This is a genomic window from Halopseudomonas aestusnigri, from assembly GCF_002197985.1.
In the GTDB taxonomy this organism is placed as follows: domain Bacteria; phylum Pseudomonadota; class Gammaproteobacteria; order Pseudomonadales; family Pseudomonadaceae; genus Halopseudomonas; species Halopseudomonas aestusnigri.
In genome coordinates this window covers 25,008-48,435 of the sequence record NZ_NBYK01000014.1, presented here as the reverse complement: position 1 = coordinate 48,435, position 23,428 = coordinate 25,008, and the positions used below count along the sequence as shown (strand labels likewise).

Here is a 23,428-nt window from a genome sequence, read left to right as displayed (position 1 = left end):
CATGGCCAGTGGCTGGGCACAGGACGGAGCGGTACAGGAGCAGATCGACGCGACACTCGATTCCGCTGTCGAGCGCGCCCGGCAGGATTTGCCCAAGGGCGAAAGTCTGAGTCACTGTGAACACTGTGGGGAGCCGATTGCCGAGCGTCGTCGTCAGGCGTTGCCGGGTGTGCGCCTGTGTCTCGCCTGTCAGGCAGAGCAGGAGAAAGGCGCCCGGTTTGAGTCCGGTTACAACCGCAGTGCCAGCAAGGACAGTCAGCTGCGCTAGCTGCAAGCAGGCTGATGGCGGGCGCCACCAGCCTGTCAGGCTTACTCGGTTACCGGCTCCTGGTAGTAACCCACCGCAACCAGATAGTTGCCGACCTTGCGAATCAGGGTCTTCTTCTCTTCTGGTCGCTCGGTTACCGGGTTGGGCCAGGTGTAGGTGACGCTGTCTTCACCGGCCTCTACAGCATCCAGAATCTGTTGGCCGACGCGCAGGCCGTCGCGGTTTTTCAGATCCGGGAAATGAATGTTGAGCAAACGCCGGCTGTAGCCGTGCGCCACCATGCTCATGGTGTCCATATCCACCACGAAGACGTAGAGATCGTCCCGGTTGAACTCGGGGTCCAGTCGGTTGATTCGGGTGATGGTGGCCTCTGCATCGTCTGCGATCGCGGCAGCCGCGTCATCCAGCAGTGCCTTGGCAGCAGCTTCGCTGGAGCGTGGCAGGTAATAGCCAACGGCGAAGGTCTTGCCGTCGACCTTCTGATAGAACACCTGCTTGCGTTCCACCTTGCCGTCGTTCCAGTTCATCCAGCGGTATTCGGCGCTCGACACCGTGTCTGATTCCGGTGCCTGCAGAGCCGAGTTGAAGGCTTCCTTCAGTTCCGGGTCCAGCAGCGGCGTGATATCACGACCGATCAGGGCCGCCGACGGGCCGCCACTGGCCAGCATGTAGCCGTTCTCGTCGACCACGTAAACGTACTGGTCGCCATCGATAAATTCGCCCTGGCGGCTGAAACGGGCAAAAGCCGCGTTGCCTTCCTCGCGATAGGCAGCAATCGCCTTTTGCAGCAGTTGGGCAGCGCTGGCTGCCTGCTGTTCGTAACCTGGTTCGGCCGACGGTGGGGGCGGAGTGGGTGAAGTGGCGAAGGCCGGCGGGCACAGTGCTGCCATGGTCAGAGCAGCAATCATGACCGGATTCTTGAAGTTCATAAGCATTCCTCTGCGGGATGTTGTTGTCGCTTGGACGCAATCGTCCTTCCTCAGCTTAGGTGGATACTGGGGGCTGTCGAGCGGGCTGATATTGTCCGGGGTCAACATCAGATCAGTTGGCCGCTCCAGTTTACTGGCTGACCCAAGTCCGAGTGCTCTGAGGCGCGGCATGACGCCGCTGCGAGCGCTCGGTGAGGCTGCTATTTCGGTGCTGATGATTATTGGTCTGATGTTTTGCCTGGCGGAACACTTCTTGCTTTCATTGCTAGCAATGTTGTTTCTGATGGCTAGACAAGAGGAGCCTGTCATGTTGGCTGAATCCCGCCGCGGCGTGATCTGTACCCCCCACAATGATGCCAGCGCCGCCGGCATGCGCATGCTGGAGGCCGGTGGCACTGCTATTGATGCCATGCTGGCAGCCAGTGCTGCGCTGGCGGCGGTATACCCGCACATGACCGGTCTGGGCGGCGATGCACTCTGGATGCTGCATGACGGGCAGGTACGCACCATTGTGGGGATCGGCCAGGCCGGGCAGCAGTTGCCTGAGGGTGGCCGGATTACCCTGCGTGGCCCGGCGTCGGTGGCCACCACCGCTGGCGCCATGGCGAGCTGGGAGCTGGCAGGCAAGATCAGCCGCGAGCAGTGGGGCTCGCGCCTCGGCTGGCGCGATCTGCTGGAAGACGCTTCGGTGCTGGCGCGTGACGGTGTCGAGGTGTCGGCCTCGCAGCTGTTCTGGCAGCAGCAGCGTCACGACCTGATCGAATCTCTGCCGGACCTCAAGGCGCTGTGTCAGCAGCAGGGGCGCTGGCTGCAGACGGGAGACCTGCTGCGCCAGCCGGCGTTGGCTGACACACTGGAGCAACTGGCGCGTCATGGCGTGCAGGACTTTTATCAGGGTGAACTGGGTGTGGCCTTTGCCGAGTCCTTTGCCCGGCTGGGCTGCGGCTTGAGTCGTGACGATCTGCTGGCGACCCGGGCCGAACTGGTCGAGCCGATCTCCATCCGTTATCGGGACGGCACCTTGTTCAACGTCGCACCGCCCTGTCAGGGGCTGTACACCCTGCAGGCCATGGCCGCGCTGCAGAACAAGTCACTGCGTGCATGCGGCGATGGCAGTGCGCGCTATTACCACTATCTGGTCGAGGCGATTAAACAGGGGCTGCTGCGGCGCAACGCTGAACTCTGTGATCCGGCCTCTGCGGACTGGGATTTCCGTGCCAGCCTGTCAGAAGGCTGCGGGCGTGACTACGCCGCGATCATCGACGACCACAAGGCGGCGGCCTGGAACGAGCCGGGCCGTCCGGCCGATACCGTGTGGATGGCGGCAACCGACGCTGAAGGGCGTACGGCCTGTCTGATTCAGAGTCTGTTTCATGATTTCGGCTCGGGCTGTGTGCTGGGCGACACCGGCGTGCTCTGGCAGAACCGCGCTGCCGGATTCAATGCCGACCCAGCGCACCCCAATGCCTGGGCGCCGGGCAAGCGGCCCGCGCATACCCTCAATCCGTCCTGCTATCTGTCTGATGACGGCCGCCAGCTGTTTTTTGGTACCCAGGGCGGCGACGGTCAACCGCAAACGCAGATGGTGTTGGCGACTCAGCTTGTCGATTTTGCCAAGCCGATTGATCAGGCGCTGCGCACGCCGCGTTTTCTGCTTGGGCGCAGCTTTTTCGACAGCACCGATAACCTCAAGCTGGAATCCGATATCGATCCGCAGGTGGCGCAACAACTGGCAGCGATGGGGCATGATATCGAGATGATTCCGGCGGCCAGCCCGTTTACCGGTCAGGCCGGGGCGATTGCGCTGCATCCGGACGGGCGGCGGCAGGCGATGCATGATCCGCGCGGGCAGGGCGTGGCACTGGGACAGGCGTGACCCGGTCGGTTGTATATGGCCAGCTGGCAGAGCGATAATGCGGCTGCTCCGCACCCCATGCCGGAGTGGGCACACCAGACGACGAAGCAGAGGGCACCTTGGTCGGTAAACCGCAAACCAGCAAGCAGGCAGAAGTGCAGCGCATCATCGACGCGCTGTCCAGGGCCATTGCTCAGCATCGCCTGCGTCCCGGTACCCGTCTTGTCGAAGCCCAGATCGTTGATGCCCTGAAAGCCAACCGCAACCACGTTCAGGCGGCGCTGCAGCGCCTGGCTTTGCAACGTATCGTCACCATTGAGCCGAACCGCGGCGCGCTGGTGGCTCAGCCTAGTGCGGCTGAGGCGCGCGATGTGTTTGCGGCGCGTCGGGCGATTGAGCGCGGGATTGTCGAGAGCATCACTCCAGAGGCGATACGCCGTCACCGTCAGCGCGTGACCACCCATGTGCACAATGAGCGCAAGGCCACCAACGCCACGGATCGGCGTGAGATTGTCCGTGAGCTGAGCGAGTTTCACCTGATGCTGGGGGATATCTGCGGCAACCGGGTGCTCAGCGAGATCCTCGCCAACCTGATGGTGCGCAGTTCGCTGATCGTCGCGCTGTATCAGCGTAATGATGTGCCCTCCTGCGCGTCAGACGAGCACGAAGAGATTCTCGACGCCCTCAGTGAAGGTGACCGTGACCGTGCGGTGCGGGTGATGATCGCGCACCTGGACGAGCTGGAAAGCCAGCTCGACCTGGAGGACGACAGCGCGCCGGAAGTCGACCTACGCGAGGCGTTGAACGGTCTCTGACGGCGCCACCCGCAGCAGCCTTGCAGAGCTGCGCTCAAATGTCTGCTGTCCTGCCTTAAAGCCCATCAAGGGTGCGCTCAGCTGCGCCACGACCGCCGCCGCCGACGGCGCATCAAACACCACGAAGTCCGCCCGGCAGCCGGGCGTCAGACCGTAGTCGGGCAGGCGCAGCAGTTGCGCCGAGGTGGTCGATACCCAGCCCAGGCAATCCAGTAGCTCCTGTTCGGTCGCCAGCTGACTGACGTTGGCGAACAGGTTGGCCTGGCGAATCAGCGACGCATCACCATAGGGCGTGAAGGGGTTGTCGATGTTATTGGTCGACAGCGAACAGGTCACGCCGAGCGCGTGCAGCGCCGCCAGTGGTGCCAGCCCGCGCGGCTTGTTGTGAAAGTGCTCGCGCCCGGTCAGAAACAGGTCGGTCGAGGGCAGGCAGGTCACCGCGACGCCAGCCTCGGCCAGCTCATTTGCCATGGCGTCCAGCGCCGAGCGCGGCAGCGCGGACAGCTTGGTCGCGTGGCCAACGGCTACCCGCCCTTGCCAGCTGTGCAGGCGCGTCTGTTCGATCACGCTGCCGAGGGTCATGCCCTCGGGGTTGAGGTCGAAGTCCAGATGAAAGTCCAGGTCGCAGTCGTAGCGTACCGCCAGCTCGAACAGGCGCTGAATCTGCCCTTGCGGGTCGCTGTCGGTGTAGGGGCAGCCACCCAGCAGGTCAGCACCGGACTCCAGCGCCTGACACAGCAGCGCCTCGGTGCCCGGGTTGTTCAGCATGCCCTCCTGCGGGAATACGCAGATCTCCAGACTGATCGCCCAGGCGTAGTCCGCTTGCAGGCGCTGCACCGCACGCAGTCCGGTCAGGCCGATCTGCGGGTCAATCTCGACGTGGGTGCGCATGTGCGTGGTGCCCTGCACTATGGCCTGTTCCAGCACCCGTGCGCCGCGGCGGTATACGTCTTCTTCGGTAAAGCCGGCCTTGGCCTGACGAGTCTGCTCGACGGCTTCGGCCAAGGTACCGTGCTGCAGGCAGCAGCGGCTCATGATGCAGGCCTTGTCCAGATGGATATGGGTTTCAATCAGCCCCGGCAACACCAGCTGTCCGGCCAGATCGCGCTGGCTGATCGGCTGGCGGCCGCTGAATTGGCTGACAAAATAGCCGTCTTCAATCAGCAGTTCGTGCAGGCCGCTTTGACCCGGCAGACGCAGGTTGCGCAGGTGCAGACAGCTCATGCGACCGCTCCTTCACCCAGGTAGGCGGCTTCCAGCTCGCGGTCTCCACGCAGCGCCTCGGCACTGCCGGATTTGACGATGCGGCCGGTCTCCAGCACGTAGGCGCGGTCGGCGACCTGCAGGGCGAGGTTGGCCATCTGGTCGACCAGCAGCAGTGTCACGCCTTCATCGCGCAGCGCAGCGAGCGCGTCGTACAACTCGCCGATCATCGCTGGAGACAGGCCCAGCGACGGCTCGTCAAGCAGCAGAATGCGGGGCTTGGCCATCAGGCCACGGCCAACGGCGACCATCTGCTGTTCGCCGCCGGAGAGCAGGCCGGTCGGGCTGTCGATGCGGTCACGCAAGCGCGGGAAGCGCCGCAGGATGGCTTCGATTTCGGCGTCAACATCCACCTTGTCGGTGCGCGCAAAGGCGCCCAGCATCAGGTTGTCGCGTACCGTCAGCTGCGGGAACATCTGCCGCCCTTCCGGCACCAGTGCCAGTCCGCGGGCGGCGATGCTGGCAGCGTTGCTGTGATGAATGCTTTCGTTATCCAGCAGGATGCTGCCGGAGGTCGCCGGGTGCAGGCCGGCCAGACACTGCAAGATGCTCGACTTGCCTGCGCCGTTGGCACCGAGAATGGCGATCAGCTCACCGGGGTTGACCACCAGATTGACCTTGTCGACCACCGGAGCCGCGCCGTAGTCGAGTACCAAGTCCTTGATGAACAGGCGGGCGTCGCGTGAGCCGTCCCACGGCTCTGCGCGCGGCGGTGCCTGATACTCGGTGCCGCCGAGGTAGGCGGCGATGACGTGCGGTAACTGGCGTACCTCTTCCGGCTCACCCCAGGCGATCGGCTTGCCAGCGTCCAGCACCAGCAGCTGATCGGAGACGCCCATGACCAGCGTCATGTCGTGTTCCACCAGCATCACGGCGATGTTGAATCCGGCCAACTGGCGGAACAGGGCGGCCAACTGGTCGGTGTCGCTGCGGCTGAGACCGGCAGCCGGTTCATCCAGCAGCAGCACCGCGGGGCGTGACGCCAGTGCGCGGGCAATTTCGACCAGACGGCGGTCGACGTGGGGCAGTTCATCGGCGGCGGTATTGACCGAGCCCTGATAGCCAACAAGCGCGAGCAGCTGCATGGCGATGTCGCGTTCTGCGCTGCTGGCAGCTGACAGAATGCGGCCCAGTCGGCCACGCTGCATGCCGGCTAGCACGTTGTCGAGTACCGAGAGTTCGCCGAACAACTGGGTCGTCTGATAGGTGCGGGCAATACCGGCTCGGGCAACTTTCCAGGCGGGCAGGCCGGCCAGTTCACCGTCCAGCCTAATGCTGCCGCTGTCCGGTGCGTAGAAGCCGCTGATCATGTTCAGCGCGGTGGTCTTGCCGGCGCCGTTGGGGCCGATGATGCTGGTAATGCTGCCGGGGCGGGCGCTCAGGCTGACATTGGCCGCGGCCTGCACGCCGCCGAAGTTGATGCCGATGCCGTTGACCTCCAGCGCGGCGCTGTTGGCCGGGCGGGCGATAAATTCGCGGATGCGTGCCATGTCCGGTTCTGCTGGCGCCTGCAGGTTTTGCGGCCGCATCCACAGCCGGGCTGCTGTGCCGAGCAGCCCCCGCGGTGCAATCCACAGCACGCCAAGCAACAGGCCGGAGAACATCAGCAGGCGGTATTCGGCCATGTCGGAGAGCATCTCCGGCAGCAGCACGATCAGCAGCGCGCCAAGCACCGGGCCGAGCACCGAGCCGGCGCCGCCAACGATCACCGCCAGCACGAACAGAATCGATTGCGAAAACGGGAACGACGCCGGGTTGATGAACATCATCAGTGGCGCAACCAGCGAACCGGCCAGACCAGTCAGCAGTGCCGACAGGCCAAAGGCCAGGGTCTTGGTCTGCACCGGATTGAAACCCAGCGAACGGGCGGCGATGTCTGAGGCCTTGACCGCGCGCATGGCGGTGCCCCAACCGCTGCTGCGCAGGCGCTGGTAGAACAGCAGCGAGCCGCCCATCAGCAGGCTGGCGAGCAGCGCCATCAGCACCGCCGGGTCCATGTCACCCAGTTGCGGCATGGGGATGCCCATCAGACCGTTGGCGCCGCCGGTCAGGCCGCGCCACTCCACCAGTCCGTGATGCACCACCAGGGCAAAGGCGATGGTAATCATGGCCAGATAGGGCCCTTCGACCCGCAGCGCCGGGATCGCCAGCAGCGCACCGAGCGCACCGCTGACCAGCGCGGCGGCGATCATCGCCAGACCCAGCGGGCAACCGGCCATGGTCAGCAGGGCGCAGACGTAGGCGCCGATCGCATAGAACGCGATGTGACCGAAGGAAATCTGGCCACTCAGGCCGATCAGGATGTTCAGCCCGGCGCCGACCACCACGGTCAGGGCGAAGAAGCTGAACACCAGCAGGGAATAGCTGTCGAGGGTAAACGACAGCGCCACGCCGCCCAGGGTCAGTGCGGCGGTAGCCAGCAGGTTCGCCAGCGACATCTTGTTGATCATACTTTCACCAGTGTCTTGCTGCCGAACAGGCCGTCCGGACGTAGTGCCAGCGCCAGGATGACCAGCGCGAAGGTAAATATCTGGGTGAAGGCCGAGCCGAAGTAGATGGTGACAATGGCCTCGACCAGACCGAACAGCAGGCCGGCTGCGAACACGCCGCCAGCACTGGCGATACCGCCGAGGATGGCGACCGCAAAGGCCTTGAGGCCGAACAGCGTGCCCATCTCGGCGCTGACATTGAACAGCGGTGCGATCAGCATGCCGGCGATGGCGGCAAACACCGCCGAGACCGCGAAGGCGATAGCGACCACCCAGTTGACCCGAATGCCCATCAGCATGGCTGCGCGAGGATTCTGCACGCATGCTTCCAGTACCTTGCCGAGGCGGGTGTAGCGGCGCACCAGCATCAGTGCGAGTGCGATGGCTGCGCCGATCAGTGGAATCATCAATTGCAGCGGGGACACTTGCGTACCGAGCAGGCTGAAAGCACTCTCGGTCAGCGAACTGGTGAACTGGCGCGGCTCCTTGCCGAAGGTAAACATCACCAGGTTGTCGACCAGGATCCCGGCGGCCACGGTCGCCATCAGCCAGGCGTCCGAGCCGCGCGAGCTGAAGGGCCGCACCAGAAAGCGTTCTACCGCCAGCCCATAGATAGCAGACAGCGTCAGCGTCGCCGGGATCGCCAGCCAGATCGGCCAGCCCCAGGTAATGCAGAAGCTGTAACCCAGCACGGCGCCGAGCATCATGGCGCTGCCCTGGGCAAAGTTGACCGTGCGCGACACCACGTAGGTAATGTGGAAACCGAGCGCCAGCAGGGCGTACATGCTGCCTAGACCAATGCCGGTCAGCAGGGCGGCGGTAATCATGCGTTAACTCCTTATCGGCGACCCGCAGATGCGGATCGCCTTACTGCCAGATCAGGGTTTGACCGGAACGATGCTGCCGTCCACGAAGTGGGTGAATACATAGTCCTGTGGGCCCAGCGCGTCGTGCTGCTCCGGGGTGAAGGGCGTGCTGTAGTCCTTGATCAGACCGGCGTAGTTGTCGATGGCATAGAAGCCGTCACGCACCGCGGTGCCGTCGGTGCTGCCGGCCTTCTCGATGGCGAGCGCGCTCAGGTGCATGGCGTCGTAGGCGTTGGCGATGCCCACGGCCGGGGTAATGTCGGCCAGACTCTGAATCTCCGGGTAGCGGGCTTTCAGGGCGCTCAGCACCTCATCGCCCTTGGCGCTGTTGTTCTCGGTGAACACATAGGTCTGGATAAAGTGCACGCGGTCAGCGTTGGGGCCGGCCAGCTCGCTGAAACGGCCGCCCGCCGGGCCCCAATGGGACACCACCGGCACGTCCCAACCCATGCGGTCGAGGGATTTCACTACCTGTGCGGAGGGACCGACGTTGCCAACCATCAGCAGGGTATCGGCACCGGCATTCTTCAGGCGGGTCAGCTGCGGGATGACGTCCAGGTCGCTGCCTTCGATGCGTTCGATGCCGGCCCACTCCATCTCGCGCTGTTCCAGTGCGTGGCGGAAGCCCTTTTCGTTGGATTCACCCCAGGGGTTGTTGATCAGCAGCATGCCCGGCTTTTGCATGCCGTACTCGTCGATACCGTACTGCACCAGCGCTTCGTCGACGATTTCATCCATGGCCGAGACGCGGAACACATAATTGTCGCTGGCACCATTTTGGGTAATGGAGGTGCCTGCGGCCCAGGCGCCCATAAAGGGCACTTTCATCTGATTGGCCAGCGGCACAATTGCCAGTGAGACAGGCGTGTCGAGGCCGCCAAACAGCACGGTCACCTTCTCGCGCTGAATCAGCTCGCGGGCGGCCAGCATGCCCTTGGCCGGGTTGCTTTCATCGTCGCGGCGGATCAGCTCGACCGGGCGACCGAGGATGCCGCCATCGGCGTTGATCTCGTCGATGGCAATGGTCAGGCCGCGGGTCAGCGCCTCACCGGATTTGGCCGACTGGCCGGACAGCGCGGCTACCAGACCGATCTTGATCGGCTCGACCGCGAGTGCCGGACTGCTCATCAGCAGACCGAGGGTGGTGACAGCGACGGCCTGAGGCCAGAGTCGCCGGAAGGGTTTCAGTGCCTTGAACATGGTCTTCTCCTAGGATGGCTAGCATTCGCATGATATTTGCTAGCAAAATGGAGACCATGTTTCCAGACCGCTGAAATAGCGGCTTTTTCTGGTTGATGCTGGTGAGTTTTGCACTTTATGGGTGCGCCTTGCACTGATTGCAGGCACCCGGTTATACCTTCTGTTGGAGAAAGAGAAATGGGTTTTGAGAATAAGGCTGTACAGATTGTTAGCGATTTTCTGGCGGCATCCATGGCGCCGGACCCGGTGTTGGCGGCAACCTTTATGGCCGATGATGTGCGCATCACCTTTACCGGTGGCCGGGCGATGCCCAGTGCCCATGAGATCACCGCGTTCAATGCCGGTCGCTACAACTGGGTCAAGAAGCAGCTGGGCCAGTTTGACTGGACCGAGCACGCCGACCACACCGTGGTTTATTCCAACGGCACCCTGTACGGCGAATGGCCGGACGGACGCACCTTCAGTGGCAACCGTTATCTCGACCGTTTCGAGGTGCGCGACGGCAAGATCACCCGCATGGACGTCTGGAATGACAGTGCCGAGTGGATTCTCAGCCCGGAAATTGCCCAGCCCTGAACGTTACTGACGGCTGGCGAACTGGCTGGGTGTCATGCCGATCTGCGTGCGAAAGGCGGCGATAAAGGCCGAGGTGGAGTCGTAGCCGCAGGCCAGCGCAATGTCGGTGACCCGCTCGCCACGTTCCAGCATCGGCAAGGCGCTGAGCAGACGCAAACGCTGGCGCCAGGCCCGGAAGCTCAGGCCGGTGTCGCGCTGGAACAGGCGGGTCAGGGTTTTCTCGGAACAGCCCAGTTGCCGACTCCAGTCGCCCAGCGTCAGGCCCTGCTCCGGGTTGTCGAACAGCGCCTGACAGACCTGCTGCAAACGTGAGTCATCCGGCCAGGGCAGATACAGGCCGGTATCGCGGGCGGCGGTCAACTGGTCCAGCAATACCGCGACCAGTCGCCCGTCGGCACCGCTCTCGTCGTACTCGACCGGAATGCGACCGAACTGGTTGATCAGTTCGCGGGTCAGCGGGTTGATCTCCAGCACCGCGCACTGTCCGGCCTGCCACGGCATGGCGTCGCGTTCGATGTAGAGGCTGCGCATCTCCGTGTCGGGCGAACTGATGACCGCGTGGGGCAGGTCGGGCGGCACCAGAATCGCCCGCTGCGGCGGAGCCAGAAAACGCCCGCTGTGGGTATGCACCGACAGCACGCCGGAAATGGCGTAGGACAGCTGTGCCCACGGGTGGCTGTGCCAGAGCGTGGTGGTGCCGCGTTGCAGCGATTCGCTGCGAGCATACAGCGGCCGCGGCAGGGCGGGCAGATCGGGTACGGCACGGTGATTCAGGCGCTTTTGTCCGTTTGTCGACATTGTGCTATCCAATCGCGTTAGTCGGTCGTTTGTCCAGACAGTAAACTCCTCCCCTGCACGTCGCAACATTGATAACGAAAAACGAGACATTGCCATGGCACGCCCACGCTTTTTACCTGACAACATGACCCTCTGCCTTATCGCTGTCGTCATTGCCGCCAGCCTGTTTCCCGTGCACGGGCAGGCTGCTGTCGCCTTTGATGGTCTGACCAATGCCGCCATCGCGCTATTGTTCTTTATGCACGGTGCCAAGCTGTCGCGTGAGGCGATCATTGCCGGCATGACCCACTGGCGCCTGCACCTGCTGGTATTTGCCTGCACCTTCATCATGTTTCCGCTGCTGGGCGTATTGCTCAAACCGGCGCTGGTGCCGCTGGTAGGGGATGAGCTCTATCTGGGTATCCTGTTCCTCTGTGCGCTGCCGGCAACCGTGCAGTCGGCGATTGCCTTTACCTCGATTGCCCGCGGCAACGTGGCTGCGGCGGTCTGCAGCGCGGCGACTTCCAGCCTGGTTGGGATTTTTGTCACGCCGCTGCTGGTGCTGCTGCTGATGGGCGCACAGGCCGGTGAGTCCAACACCCTGGACGCGATCGGCAAGATTGTCGTGCAACTGCTGCTGCCGTTCATTGCCGGCCAGATTGCCCGTCGCTGGATCGGCGACTGGGTGGCGCGCAACAAGGGCTGGCTGAAGAGTGTGGATCAAGGCTCGATTTTGTTGGTGGTCTTCGGCGCGTTCAGCCATGCGGTGGTCGAGGGGATCTGGCAAACCGTGCCGCTGCACGACCTGCTGGGGCTGGTGGTTGCCTGCTGCCTGCTGCTGGCGCTGGTGCTGGGGCTCACCGCCTGGCTGGGTCGCCGTCTGGGCTTTAACGTCGAAGACCGCATCACCATTATCTTCGCCGGCTCCAAGAAGAGCCTGGCCACCGGCGTGCCGATGGCTCAGGTGCTGTTTGCCGGCGGCGCACTGGGTACGCTGATCCTGCCGCTGATGCTGTTCCACCAGATTCAACTGATGGTCTGCGCGGTACTGGCCGAGCGTTACGGTCGGCGCGAAGAGACCGGTATCGAAGACGTCGCCTGAGCGCGAGGGTCAGCTCAGGCTGCCCTGCGGCAGATGATCGAGCGGCAGCGCCGTCTGCGACTTGACGGTCGAGATGGCGAAGTTGCTGCGGATGTCGCTGACCCCGGGCAGCTTGAGCAGGGTGCTGAACAGAAAGTCCTCGTAGGACGCCAGATCTGGCAGCACCACCTGCAGCAGAAAGTCCGACTCGCCTGACACCACGTGGCAGGAAATCACCTCCGGCAGATCAATCACTGCGGCGCGAAAGGCGTTGGCCGACGCGTCGTGGTGCCGCTCGACCTTGACCCCGACAAACACGGTCAGCCCCAGACCGCTTTTGCTTCGATCCAGCTCGGCGTGGTAGCCACGAATCACACCTGCCTCTTCCAGCAGACGCACGCGGCGTAAACACGGCGAAGGAGACAGGCCGACTTCTTCGGCCAGTTGCACGTTGCTCAGTTTGGCATTGCGCTGCAGGGCGTCGAGGATGCGTCTGTCCAGGTTGTCCAATTGCATTGGCATATTCTCAATTTATCGGGTTTTTCACTGGCAGTTTATGCCAATAAATCAAACTTTGGCGCACTAACTCGCAATGACCTGTATCGCCATTCGGCCCTAGGATAGTTGTTGAGAGATGACACGGCCGGAGTGCGCCTGAGATGACCGAATTGTGGATGTTTGTGGGTGCCCTGGCGGTGGCCTATCTCGTGCCGGGGCCCGACATGCTGCTGTTGCTGCAGACTGCAGCGAGCCACTCGCGGCTGCAGAGCGCTGCAACCATTGCCGGGCTGGCGTTGGCCCGCGCGGCACACGTGGCGCTGGCCGGGCTGGGGCTGGCGGCGCTGCTGCAGGCGGCGCCCTGGGCCTTCAACGCGGTGCGGCTGTCTGGCGCCGGGTATCTGATCTGGCTTGGCATCTCGATCTGGAGGGCGTCATCGCTGGTACCGGAGCACGCTTGCGCCAAGCGTTCGCGGACCGCGCTCGCGGCGTTCCGGCGCGGGTTGCTGACCAACATCAGCAACCCCAAGGCGCTGCTGTTCTGTTCGGTGCTGCTGCCACAGTTCATTCACCCGCAGGCGGGTAGCGTCGCGCTGCAATTCACGCTGTTGGGGCTGATTGTGCTGTTGGTGGGCGTGTGCTTTGACCTGCTTTACGTCTCCGGCGGCAAGCTGATGGGGGGGATGTTGCGCGAGCGGCCGCGCCTGCAACAGCTGCAGCGCTGGACATTTGGTGCGCTGCTGGTGGGTTTTGGTGCCCGGCTGATGTTCTAGGTGGTGGAGTGCGGCGGCAGTTCCGGGCATCGCTGCGCGAGAATTCGGCATTGACCCGGTGTGCCTGGCTCGACATGCTCTGTCAACTACCCTTTGCTGTCTGGTTTCAGAACACAGGAAGACATCGCATGAGTGACAACAGCTATACACCGCCCAAGGTCTGGACCTGGGATAGCGAGAACGGCGGCAAGTTCGCCAGCATCAACCGCCCGATTGCCGGACCGACCCACGAGAAGACGCTGCCAGTCGGCAAGCACCCGTTCCAGCTGTATTCGCTGGCCACGCCCAACGGCGTCAAGGCGACCATCATGTTCGAAGAGCTGCTGGCGCTGGGCCATGCGGATGCCGAATACGATGCCTGGCTGATTCGCATCAACGAAGGCGATCAGTTCGGCAGTGATTTTGTTGCCATCAACCCCAACTCGAAGATTCCGGCTTTGCTGGATCACGGCACCAACCCGCCGACCCGGGTATTCGAGTCCGGCTCCATCCTGGTGTATCTGGCCGAAAAGTTTGGCGCGCTGCTGTCAACTGACCAGGGCAAGCGCACCGAAGCAATGAACTGGCTGTTCTGGCAGATGGGTTCGGCACCGTATCTGGGCGGCGGCTTTGGCCACTTCTACGCCTACGCGCCGGAGAAGTTCGAATACCCGATCAATCGCTTCGCCATGGAAGTGAAACGCCAGCTGGACGTACTCAATCGCCATCTGGCCGACAACCGCTACATGGCGGGCGACGAATACAGCATCGCCGATATCGCGATCTACCCGTGGTACGGCCTGCTGGTGGAAGGCGCTCTGTACGACGCTGCTGAATTCCTCTCGGTGCACGAGTACGAACATGTGCGCCGCTGGGCGGCCGAGATCGCCGCACGCCCTGCCGTGCAGCGTGGTCGACGGGTCAACCGCGTGTGGGGCGACGAAGCCCTGCAGGTGGCCGAACGGCACGACGCCAGCGATATCAGCGACGTCTGATCCCGCGCCCGGTGGGACACACACCCGCGTTGGCATCCCAAGCCCGGCATCAGCCGGGCTTCTTTTTGCCTGCGCGCAGGCTCTGCACGGATTGTTAGGTGCATTCATTTGTTATAACGTAACAATAATGCATTCTTAACATCCTTTTATGTGCCTGCTGATGGAACTCGCCGATGACTGCCGCGCTGCCCGATGTTTCCCTGACTGACCTGTCTGCTGACCCTGCTGCGCTGGATTGGGTTGGTATGCAGGGGATTGATCTGCCGATTACCCTGAATGAGACCGGCCAGCGGCAGACGGTTCATGCCCGTGCCGATCTGCAGGTGGACTTGCCGCGGCCCGAGGTCAAGGGTATCCACATGTCGCGCCTTTACACCTTGCTGGACCGGTTGGGTCAGGATCGGGCGCTGGCGCCGACCGTGCTGCAAGCGCTGTTGCAGGCAATGGTCGAGAGCCATGCCGATTGCGGCAGTCGCAATGCACGGCTGGTACTGCAGTTCAGTCTGCTGTGTCGGCGACCGGCACTGGTTACGCCGCAGCTGTCGGGCTGGAAAGCCTACCCGGTAAAGCTGGAGGCGACGCTGGTTGATGGCTGTTTCAGAGCGCGCGTCGAACTGACGGTCAGCTATTCCTCGACCTGTCCGTGCTCGGCCGCGCTCAGCCGGCAGCTGCTGGTCAGCGCTTTCGATAGAGCCTTTGCCGGTCAGCAGCGGCTCGACCCGGTCGCGGTAAGCCAGTGGCTCGGGCGCAACGGGAGTCTGGCAACACCGCACAGCCAGCGCAGCGAAGCCCGGGTTGCCGTGGACCTGAATGCAGCAGCGGAGGGTCTGGGTTTGCTGGTGCTGATCGACCGGATTGAGCAGGCGCTGGCGACCCCGGTACAGACTGCGGTGAAGCGCGCGGACGAGCAGGCCTTTGCCGCCCTTAACGGGGTCAATCTGATGTTCGTCGAGGACGCCGCCCGGCGGTTGGGGGCGGCATTGAGTGCCGCCGGTGCCCAGCATGCCGCGGTCCATGTTCGGCATATCGAAAGCCTGCACCCGCATGACGCGGTCGCGTCGGTGGGAGCGCACCCATGACTGCCGCGCTGATGACGGAGCCCGCACACTGGGCGATGGGTAGCGAGCTCGGAGCACTGGCAGCGATCTTTGAGGATGCCGTCAGTCTTGCGGTGATGCAGCGACGCCTTGGGCCGGCGCTGCGCAGCAGTGTGCTGGCGCAAGGCGGCAGCGGTGGCTGGCAGGTGGCCTGGCTAGGTATTCCTGGCGAGACGCTGGCCAGTGAGCTGGCGGTGCAGTTGCCGGCGCCAGACCAGGCAGGGCCACTGGTTGCGGATGTGCAGCTGCTGGCAGAAGCGACGGCTTGCCTGTTTGGTGTCGAACGGGTGGCGGTGCGTTTGCGCATGCTGGAGAAGGCGATGTGCCCGCGCTTTCACTGCGACAACCTGCCGGTGCGACTGGTGACCACCTACCTCGGCCCCGGCAGCGAGTGGTTGCCGGATTCGGCGGTTGAGCGTGGCGGTCTCGGGGTGCCGGATGTGGGCAAACCTGATCCTGTGCGCGAGCCTGGCGCAATCCGCCAGTTGGGCTGTGGGGATGTGGCGCTGCTCAAGGGCAGCGGCTGGCTGGGTAACGAGGAGCGCGGCATCGTGCACCGCAGTCCGGCCCTGAAGGACGGTCAGCAACGTCTGTTGCTGACCCTTGATCCCTGCTTTTGAGCGACTGAGGACGCCGTTCTGCGCGCGGTTTGGGCCGGGCGCAGAACGGGCGCGGTTCAGAAGTCGAAATCGACCTTGGCCCAGAGCGAGCGCCCTGGCTCGTTGATGGCAACCTGGTCGGCGGGGAAGCCGAATGCCGAGTTGCCGGCCAGGTTCAGGTGCTCGGCGTAGGCCTTGTCGAACAGGTTGTCGACACCCACGCTCAGCTTCACCTGCTCGGTCATGCGCCAGGCGCCGTTGAGCGAGAACACGCCAAAGCCGGCGCTGCTGCCGATGTCCTGGCCGACCACGTTGCCGGCGCCTTCATCCACCCGATTCTGCGCGCGGACCAGTCGCCAGAGTGCGCCGGCACTCCAGTCGTTCTGCTCGTAGCTCAGACCCAGGCGGGCTTCCAGCGGCGGCATCTGGGGCAGCGGCTGGCCGTCGCTGCGGTTCTCACCCCAGGCGTAGGCCAGCGTGGCGTCGGTCTTCCAGTTGCTGGTCAGGTCATATGCCACGCCCAGCTCGCCACCGGCAATGCGGGCGTCGACGTTGTAGGCCTGGCTGCGGCGCATGCCCATCATGGTCGAGTAGCGGAACAGGATGAAGTCGTCGACCTGGCCGGCGTAGGCCGATGCCCATGCCTGCAGGCGTGCGTCCTGATACTGGATGCCGACGTCCAGCTGGGTGGTTTTTTCCGGCTCGATGCCGTCAAAGGCGTTCAGCTCGCCGGTTGGCGCCAGGCTGGCCGAGAACAGCTCCCAGTAGTCGGGGAAGCGTTCGGCGTGGCCGAGGCCGGCGTAGACCGTTGCCGGCAGGGCGGTCAGATCCTGTTCGTAACGGACGAAGCCGCTTGGCAGGGTGTCGCTGCGGCTCTGGCCGGCGGTCGGGTTGGGCGTGGTCATGCCCATCATGTTGCGAATACCCACCCGGTAGTCCTTGACCGAGGCGCGGTCCAGCCGTGCGCCGCCGATCCAGCGGGTCAGGTCGCTCTGGTGCCAGGTGGCTTCGCTGAACAGTCCGTAGTTGTGCATGACTGCGTCTTTTTCCCAGGCGAACTCGTCCGCATCGGTATAGCCGGTCATCATGCTGTAACTGGACCTGCGGGCACGGTGCTCGCTGCGCTGGGCGTCAATACCGGATACCAGTTCGACCGCGTCCCAATCGAAGCTCAGCGCCAGGCGACCGCCGAGCGTACGGCGATCCACCTGCGAGGCCATCGGCATGGGCATCATGCTGGTCGGATCGGGGCTGCGCAGGCGGAAGTTGTCCATGATGTGGTCGGCGTAGTTGTAGTAGACCTGCGCCTCCAGTTTGCTGACCTGACCGAGGTTGAGTTTCTCGAAGCGCAGGCCAAGGCTTTCGCGGGCGAACTGGGTGCCGTCCATGCCGCGCCCGGCGTAGCGCGCTTCACCGTCACCCTTGCCGGCGCTGAATTCCAGCAGGGTATCGGCATCGGGCGTCCAGCCGGCGGCGATATCACCGTTCCACTTGCTCCAGCGCGACGGCACGGTATCGCCGTTGCCATCTTCGTAATCGTCGGACTGGGCGTCGTTGCCGGCGAAGCGCAGGTAGCCGTTCTGGTTGCCGATGGCGGCATCGAGCAGCTTGTCGAAGCGGCCATTGCTGCCACCCAGTACGCTGGCATGCACGCGGCTGCCCGGCTCCTCGAAACGCTCCGGCTCACGTTCGAACAGCACGGTGCCGGCCGAAGCCCCAGGCCCCCAGCGTACGCTCTGCGGACCCTTGATGACGGTCAGGCGGTCGTAGGTTTCCGGTGCGATATAGGAGCTGGGCGCGTCCATCCGGTTGGGACAGGCGCCGATCATCTGGCCGCCGTTGGCCAGCAGGTTGATGCGCGAGCCAAACATGCCGCGCAGGACCGGGTCGCCGTTGCTGCCGCCGCTGCGAATCGCCGAGAACCCGGGAATGGTCTTCAGATAGTCGGTGGCATCGCTGGCGGGCACCGGCTGGCGGGCGTCCTTGGGGTCGGCAACGATGGTCAGTGGCGAGCTTTGCTGAACGGCGGTCACCACCACGGGCGCCAGTTGCAGCGCAGCGTTGCTGCTTTCATGGTCATGGCCTTCGTGGCTTTGGGCGGTAGCGCCGAGGCTGGTGAACAGCAGGGCGAAGGCGGCTTGCCAGCGCAGGCTGACAGGAGTTCGGGTAAAACGGTTGGCGTGTTGCATTGTTGTCATCCACACAGTGGCCAAAGCGGCGCAGTCGGCGCCGGGCCGAAATCAGATCAGGGTGTTGTGGGGTGTGACGCAACGCACGGCCGGTGGCCGCAGGGGGGGCTCAGACGGCGCGGGACGCAGCGTCGAGCGGGGAGGGTGAGGCGCGGGGATTGATTGAGGGCCAGATATGGCGCGGAGGCGGGCGAGCCCATTGGCCGCTAGGTGGCGCACTGGCCGGGCTGGCGGGCAGGTAGTCGAGCGACCAGCCATGCATGGCCACCGCGCTGCCGTGGCCGATGGAAGAGCACAGCGGGCAGCCGGACTGCAGGTCACTCAGTTGGTGCTGCTTCTGATCTTCCAGATCCACCCCCAGGCTGTCGCTGCCGAGGTTGCAGAACATTACCCCGGCGCCGCTCAGATGCTGCCCGCTCATCTGACCCTGATGGAAACCGCAGGTCAGCAGACTCACCAGAGTGCACAGATAGAGCACCAGGGTGAGTGAAAGGCGGTTGTCTTGGGTCAGATTCATGCGCGCAATTCTAGCACCGACGTTCTGGCGCAGAGCTGCGGCAGCTGTGGCTTATTGCCGCATCAGGCGTCAAGGCGGTCAGGCTCCTCGGCAAACGGCAGTTGCGCCGCCTGTTCCAGCTCGTTGTCACGGTAGTTGGCCAGACACAGATGGATCGCCACATAGGTACCCACGACGATCAGCAGTGTTCCCAGTTCGATCAGCAACATGACACAGGTCCACTCATCGATAATGACAGCAGACAGCTTAGATCATCTGCTTTTCAGTTGCCTGCGGTCAGGTGTCGCGCAATGCCGCGCTTGAGCGGCGCCAGCTGCTGGGCAGCGCGCAGCGCCGCGCCGCGCAGCAGACGCATCGGCAGTTGGTCGTTGGTGTAGCACTCGACCAGCAGGTTGGTCGCCTGGTACAGCGGCCAGGTTGCCAGTCGCTGCCGGCGCTCGTAGCGTGCCAGCAGGGCGATCGAGCCGATATCGCGGTTCTGCTGGTGAGCTTCCAGTAGCAGGCGACTGAGTCGTTGCACGCTGCCCAGGCCGAAGTTGAAGCCGTGGGCGGTAACCGGGTGCATGCCGACTGCGGCGTCGCCGATCAGCGCGGCGCGGTGAGTCGTCAGGCGGCGGGCGTAGGCGCCGATCAGCGGATAGACGTGGCGTTCGCTGACCAGCTCCATATTGCCCAGCCGGTGATCAAAACGGCTTTCCATTTCGCGGGCAAACGCCTGCGGATCAAGCTGCTGAAGCTGCTCGATTTCCCTTGGCGGCAGGGTAACCACCACCGAGGACTGCTTGCCGTTGAGCGGCAGCAGGGCGAGGGTCTGACCGTAGCCGAACCATTCCCAGGCAACCTGCTGGTGATCGGCTTCATGATTCATGCGGCAGACCAGCATGCTTTTGCCGAAGTCCTTCATCTGGGCACCGATACCCAGCATTCTTCGGGTTTCCGAGAAGCGGCTGTCGGCGGCGATCAGCAGGCGGGTTTCCAGCCGGGTACCGTTATTCATCACCAGTTCGACGCCGCCGCTGTGCTGATGCACCTGTCGCAGTCGAGTTTCGCACATCAGGTGGACGCCGCCTGCTGCCTGCAGGCTCTGCCAGGCGGCTTGCCGGATGGCCCGGTTGGCGACCAGATGACCGAGGTGATCAGAGCCCGCGTGGCGTGCCTGAATCTGCAGGGCAAAGGGTGACGGGCCGTTCATGACCTTGGCATCGCGCAGCAGGGCAACGTCCTCAACTGGCAACCGGGGCCAGATATCGAGCTGCTCCAGCAGTACCTGGGAGGCATGGGTCAGGGCAATCTCGCGGCCGTCGAACGCCGGGTTGGCGAGGCTGGCCTCGCTCTGGCGCTCGATCAACACGATGTTCAGGCCGCTTTCGGCCAAGGCGCGAGCGATGCACAGGCCGCTTGGGCCTGCCCCGATAATGGCAATGTCGCAGTTCATGCGCAGCGTCTCCCTGGGAACAAAGGCCACCAGTCTGCGCCTGACCTGTTTAATGAACATTGCTCTGGGTCAGTGTGACGCCCCGGTGCACTGCGGCTGGCTGTCGCAGCGGCTCAGAAGGCGGCGATCAGTCGCCCGAGTGTGGCCATGGCCTGTTCGCTGGGTTCATCCCAGGGGTGCCCGTAGTTCAGTCGGGCGCAGTTGCGGTAGTGCCGGTTGGCCGAGAAGATCGGCCCCGGTGCCAGGCTGATGCCCTGCGCCAGCGCGTGCTGGAACAGCTGCAGCGAGTCGACCCGTTCGGGAAACTCGAACCACAGGAAGTACCCGCCATTGGGGCGGCTGACCCGGGTCTCACGGGGGAAGTGCCGCGCTGCCGAGGCCAGCATGGCGCGCTGCTGACTCTCCAGTGCATGGCGCAACTTGCGCAGGTGACGGTCGTAGCCGCCGTGCTGCAGGTAGTCGGCCAAGGCCGCCTGGGCAGGCACTGAAGGGGAAATGGTGGTCATCAGCTTGAGACGGCTGACCTGTTCGGCAAAGCGCCCGGCCGCTACCCAGCCGACCCGATAACCGGGTGCCAGGCACTTGGAGAACGAGCCGCAGTGCATTACCAGCCCGTCGGTGTCGAAACTTTTGACCGGTCTGGGTGGCTTGGCGCTGAAGTACAGTTCGGCGTAGACATCATCCTCGATCATCGGCACCTGATGCTGCTTGAGCAGGGTATAGAGCTGCTTTTTCTTGGCGTCGCTCATACTGGCGCCGAGCGGGTTCTGCAGGCTGCTCATAAACCAGCAGGCCTTGATCGGGAAGCGTTGCAGGCTGTCGGCGAGGCTTTCGAGGTCGATCCCTTCGCGTGGATGCACCGGGATCTCGACTGCCTTGAGCTGCAATCGCTCCAGCACCTGCAAGGTGGCGTAAAACGCCGGGCTTTCGATGGCGACCAGGTCGCCGGGCTGGGTAACCGACTGCAGGCACAGGTTGAGCGCTTCCATCGCGCCATTGGTGATCACCAGTTCGTCCATCGGCAGCAGCATGCCGCTGACCATATAGCGCAGGGCGATCTGGCGGCGCAGGTCGGGGTTGCCGGCGGTCATGTCGGCAATCACCGAGTGGGGTTTCATGTCACGTGCGCTGCTGGCCAGCGAGCGCGACAGCCGCGCCAGCGGAAACAGATCCGGACTGGGGAAGGCCGAGCCGAAGGCGACCATCTCCGGGTCCTTGAGCGAGCCAAGCACCGAGAACACCAGTTCGCTGACGTCCACATCGACGCTGCTGGAGGCGTAGGGGCTGATGTTTGGCTCGCTCAACTGACGCCGGGCCAGCGCGTGGACAAAATAGCCCGAACGGGGTCTGGCCTGAATCAGGCCGCGATCCTCCAGCAGGTAGTAGGCCTGGAACACGGTCGATGGGCTGACCCCGTAGGTGCGGCTGGCGTGCCGCACCGAGGGGACCTTTTCGCCCGGCGCGATGACCCCGGTGCGGATCAGCTCGGCGATGTCGTCGGCCAGTTTTTCGTAGCGTTTCATCCGGTCCTGCGACTCTGATGGTGGTGTGCGCCACTGTAGGCCATCACGCGCGCTCATGCGATATCAACGCACCGGCGGCGAGACGAAGGTGCTCTCGTCGCTGACCTTGCTGGTTGCATCGTTCAGATCCTGCACCACAAACTGCAGTGGCTCGCTGCCAGCGGCAACGGCCGGATCGCGGCGGCTGACCCGCACGGCAACCGTGCGGGTTTCGCCAGCGGCGACCTGGATGTTGTCCAGACCTTGCGTGTTGAACCGCTCGGCGCCTTCCAGGTTGATGCTGTATTCGCGGGGCTGCTGGGTCTTGTTCAGCACCTTAAGGGTGTAGATGTTCTCGATGTCGCCATTGCTGTTGGCGCGGAATACGCTGCGGTCGCGGCTGATATCCAGATCGATCAGCGGGCGCGCCTGCAGGCCCCAGACCAGTCCGCCGATCATCAGCAGCATGGCGCTGGCGTAGCCGACCAGACGCGGGCGCAACCAGTGGGTTTTGCCGCCGGCCAGCGCGCGCTCGGAGGTGTAGCGAATCAGTCCGCGCGCATAGCCCATCTGATCCATGACGCCGTTGCAGGCGTCGATGCAGGCGCCGCAGCTGATGCAGTCGATTTGCAGGCCGTCGCGGATGTCGATGCCGGTCGGGCAGACCTGCACACAGACAGTACAGTCGATGCAGTCGCCGAGCCCTGCGGCGGCCGGGTCGCTGGTTTTCTTGCGCGGGCCGCGGGTTTCGCCGCGTGCGGCGTCGTAGGTCACCAGTTGAGTGTCGGCATCAAACATCGCGCTCTGGAACCGGGAATACGGGCACATGTGTACGCAGACCTTCTCGCGCAGCCAGCCGGCGTTGAAGTAGGTGGCAGCGGTAAAGCACAGCAGCCAGAACGCGGTGGTTGCGCCAACCTGCCAGCTCAGCAGGTCGCCGACCAGATCGCGCACCGGGGTAAAGTAACCGATGAAGCCGATGGCGGTAGCCAGGCTGATCGCCAGCCAGAGACCGTGTTTGGCGCCGCGGCGCAGCAGTTTGTTCAGTGACCAGGGCGCGGCGTCCAGACGAATGCGCTGGTGACGCTCGCCTTCGGTGACTTTCTCCACCCACATGAAAATCCAGGTCCAGACGCTCTGCGGGCAGCTGTAACCGCACCAGATCCGGCCGGCGACCACGGTGATAAAGAACAGGCCAAAGGCGGCAATCATCAGAATCGCCGACAGCAGGATGAAGTCCTGCGGCCAGAAAGTCGCACCGAAGATATGGAACTGCTTGCTGTTCAGGTCCCAGAGCACTGCCTGCTGACCGTTCCAGTCGATCCAGGCGGTACCGAAGAACAGCAGCATGAGTCCACCGGCTCCCAGCAGGCGCAAGTTGCGGTACAGGCCCTTGAAGCTGCGGGTATGAATGGGTCCGCCCTGCTGGGCAGGCGTCAGGTCTTTCAGGGGAATATGGCTGGTCATGGCATCACGGCTCTTGGATTTTCAGGCTGTGGCGATGATGCGGGGATAGCTGCTTCGGTAACAGATTCAGATTGGATGCGAAAAACCATATCAGATGGAGTATTTCTTTCCGCTGGCCGACGTGGCGTGTTTGCCATTTCTGCGCATGCACGTCGCCGTAGTGCGGACTAAGCCAAAGGCGTGTCCGCGTGTGCTTTCAGCAGGAGAGGGTGCTTACCGGTCCATTGAGCTGTTGCCGGATCAGCGTTTCGCCTTTTA

The 23,428-nt window shown here is 63.6% G+C and carries 22 protein-coding genes; 9 read left to right on the top strand and 13 right to left on the bottom strand.

Annotation, left to right across the window (positions count from 1 at the left end):
* The first annotated feature begins 1 nt into the window (after position 1).
* Positions 2-268 (top strand): DksA/TraR family C4-type zinc finger protein, encoded by a 267-nt coding sequence (locus tag B7O88_RS15445; RefSeq protein ID WP_088277270.1) that lies wholly within the window; start codon positions 2-4, stop codon positions 266-268.
* Positions 269-309: 41 nt separating this feature from the next.
* Here B7O88_RS15445 and B7O88_RS15440 read toward each other — a convergent pair whose 3' ends face one another.
* Positions 310-1,197, bottom strand: a complete 888-nt coding sequence (locus B7O88_RS15440; RefSeq protein ID WP_160003198.1) for a cache domain-containing protein — start codon at positions 1,195-1,197, stop codon at positions 310-312.
* A 307-nt stretch (positions 1,198-1,504) separates the two neighbouring features.
* On the opposite strand from B7O88_RS15440, the gene B7O88_RS15435 reads away from it, so the two are divergent.
* Positions 1,505-3,073 (top strand): gamma-glutamyltransferase family protein, encoded by a 1,569-nt coding sequence (locus B7O88_RS15435; RefSeq protein WP_088277326.1) that lies wholly within the window; start codon positions 1,505-1,507, stop codon positions 3,071-3,073.
* Positions 3,074-3,171: 98 nt separating this feature from the next.
* Entirely contained in the window at positions 3,172-3,867 is a 696-nt protein-coding gene (locus tag B7O88_RS15430; RefSeq protein ID WP_088277268.1) for a GntR family transcriptional regulator, read from the top strand.
* On the opposite strand, the gene B7O88_RS15425 is transcribed toward B7O88_RS15430, so the two are convergent.
* The 4 genes from B7O88_RS15425 to B7O88_RS15410 are packed head-to-tail and all read right to left on the bottom strand — an operon-like array spanning position 3,841 to position 9,685.
* Positions 3,841-5,091 carry an amidohydrolase family protein gene (locus B7O88_RS15425; protein ID WP_088277266.1) on the bottom strand — a complete coding sequence of 417 codons (1,251 nt, stop codon included), beginning with the start codon at positions 5,089-5,091 and terminating at the stop codon, positions 3,841-3,843. The two genes, B7O88_RS15430 and B7O88_RS15425, sit on opposite strands and share 27 nt — an antisense overlap.
* Positions 5,088-7,580 (bottom strand): branched-chain amino acid ABC transporter ATP-binding protein/permease, encoded by a 2,493-nt coding sequence (locus B7O88_RS15420; protein WP_235005812.1) that lies wholly within the window; start codon positions 7,578-7,580, stop codon positions 5,088-5,090. The genes B7O88_RS15425 and B7O88_RS15420 overlap by 4 nt, the downstream gene beginning before the upstream one ends.
* Positions 7,577-8,446, bottom strand: coding sequence for a branched-chain amino acid ABC transporter permease (locus B7O88_RS15415; protein WP_088277264.1), 870 nt, complete (start codon positions 8,444-8,446; stop codon positions 7,577-7,579). Before B7O88_RS15415 ends, B7O88_RS15420 begins: the two co-directional genes overlap by 4 nt.
* Before the next feature lie 51 nt (positions 8,447-8,497).
* The gene (locus B7O88_RS15410) at positions 8,498-9,685 is read right to left on the bottom strand and encodes an ABC transporter substrate-binding protein (RefSeq protein ID WP_088277262.1); all 1,188 of its coding nucleotides are present in this window, start codon (positions 9,683-9,685) and stop codon (positions 8,498-8,500) included.
* 177 nt (positions 9,686-9,862) lie between these two features.
* On the opposite strand from B7O88_RS15410, the gene B7O88_RS15405 reads away from it, so the two are divergent.
* Positions 9,863-10,261: a nuclear transport factor 2 family protein gene (locus B7O88_RS15405; protein ID WP_065335883.1), complete on the top strand. Its 399-nt coding sequence runs from the start codon at positions 9,863-9,865 to the stop codon at positions 10,259-10,261.
* A gap of 3 nt (positions 10,262-10,264) precedes the next feature.
* Here B7O88_RS15405 and B7O88_RS15400 read toward each other — a convergent pair whose 3' ends face one another.
* Positions 10,265-11,059, bottom strand: a complete 795-nt coding sequence (locus B7O88_RS15400) for an AraC family transcriptional regulator (protein ID WP_088277259.1) — start codon at positions 11,057-11,059, stop codon at positions 10,265-10,267.
* Between the two features lie 94 nt (positions 11,060-11,153).
* Between B7O88_RS15400 and B7O88_RS15395 the strand changes: the two genes are divergently transcribed.
* Positions 11,154-12,140 (top strand): bile acid:sodium symporter family protein, encoded by a 987-nt coding sequence (locus B7O88_RS15395; protein ID WP_088277257.1) that lies wholly within the window; start codon positions 11,154-11,156, stop codon positions 12,138-12,140.
* A 9-nt stretch (positions 12,141-12,149) separates the two neighbouring features.
* Here the strand turns inward: B7O88_RS15395 and B7O88_RS15390 are convergent, their stop codons facing one another.
* Positions 12,150-12,635, bottom strand: a complete 486-nt coding sequence (locus B7O88_RS15390; protein ID WP_235005813.1) for an Lrp/AsnC family transcriptional regulator — start codon at positions 12,633-12,635, stop codon at positions 12,150-12,152.
* Between the two features lie 143 nt (positions 12,636-12,778).
* On the opposite strand from B7O88_RS15390, the gene B7O88_RS15385 reads away from it, so the two are divergent.
* The 4 genes from B7O88_RS15385 to B7O88_RS15370 all read left to right on the top strand — a co-directional run bounded on the left by B7O88_RS15385 (position 12,779) and on the right by B7O88_RS15370 (position 16,081).
* Positions 12,779-13,390, top strand: a complete 612-nt coding sequence (locus B7O88_RS15385; protein ID WP_088277253.1) for a LysE family translocator — start codon at positions 12,779-12,781, stop codon at positions 13,388-13,390.
* Between the two features lie 128 nt (positions 13,391-13,518).
* Complete coding sequence (gene yghU / locus B7O88_RS15380; protein WP_088277251.1) at positions 13,519-14,364, top strand: glutathione-dependent disulfide-bond oxidoreductase; 846 nt, start codon at positions 13,519-13,521, stop codon at positions 14,362-14,364.
* Between the two features lie 173 nt (positions 14,365-14,537).
* The gene (gene folE2, locus B7O88_RS15375) at positions 14,538-15,443 is read left to right on the top strand and encodes a GTP cyclohydrolase FolE2 (protein WP_088277249.1); all 906 of its coding nucleotides are present in this window, start codon (positions 14,538-14,540) and stop codon (positions 15,441-15,443) included.
* Entirely contained in the window at positions 15,440-16,081 is a 642-nt protein-coding gene (locus B7O88_RS15370) for a DUF1826 domain-containing protein (protein ID WP_088277247.1), read from the top strand. Before folE2 ends, B7O88_RS15370 begins: the two co-directional genes overlap by 4 nt.
* A 56-nt stretch (positions 16,082-16,137) precedes the next feature.
* On the opposite strand, the gene B7O88_RS15365 is transcribed toward B7O88_RS15370, so the two are convergent.
* The 6 genes from B7O88_RS15365 to ccoG all read right to left on the bottom strand — a co-directional run bounded on the left by B7O88_RS15365 (position 16,138) and on the right by ccoG (position 23,170).
* Positions 16,138-18,258, bottom strand: a complete 2,121-nt coding sequence (locus tag B7O88_RS15365) for a TonB-dependent copper receptor (protein WP_412779079.1) — start codon at positions 18,256-18,258, stop codon at positions 16,138-16,140.
* Between the two features lie 100 nt (positions 18,259-18,358).
* Complete coding sequence (locus tag B7O88_RS15360) at positions 18,359-18,766, bottom strand: DUF2946 domain-containing protein (protein ID WP_088277243.1); 408 nt, start codon at positions 18,764-18,766, stop codon at positions 18,359-18,361.
* A 62-nt stretch (positions 18,767-18,828) separates the two neighbouring features.
* A complete protein-coding gene (locus B7O88_RS18010) occupies positions 18,829-18,975 on the bottom strand; it encodes a hypothetical protein (protein WP_160003199.1) in 147 nt (48 codons plus the stop codon).
* 53 nt (positions 18,976-19,028) lie between these two features.
* Entirely contained in the window at positions 19,029-20,201 is a 1,173-nt protein-coding gene (gene ubiM, locus B7O88_RS15355) for a 5-demethoxyubiquinol-8 5-hydroxylase UbiM (protein ID WP_088277241.1), read from the bottom strand.
* A gap of 113 nt (positions 20,202-20,314) precedes the next feature.
* Positions 20,315-21,724 (bottom strand): GntR family transcriptional regulator MpaR, encoded by a 1,410-nt coding sequence (gene mapR, locus B7O88_RS15350; RefSeq protein ID WP_088277239.1) that lies wholly within the window; start codon positions 21,722-21,724, stop codon positions 20,315-20,317.
* Between the two features lie 63 nt (positions 21,725-21,787).
* A complete protein-coding gene (gene ccoG, locus B7O88_RS15345; protein WP_088277237.1) occupies positions 21,788-23,170 on the bottom strand; it encodes a cytochrome c oxidase accessory protein CcoG in 1,383 nt (460 codons plus the stop codon).
* Between the last annotated feature and the right edge of the window lie 258 nt (positions 23,171-23,428).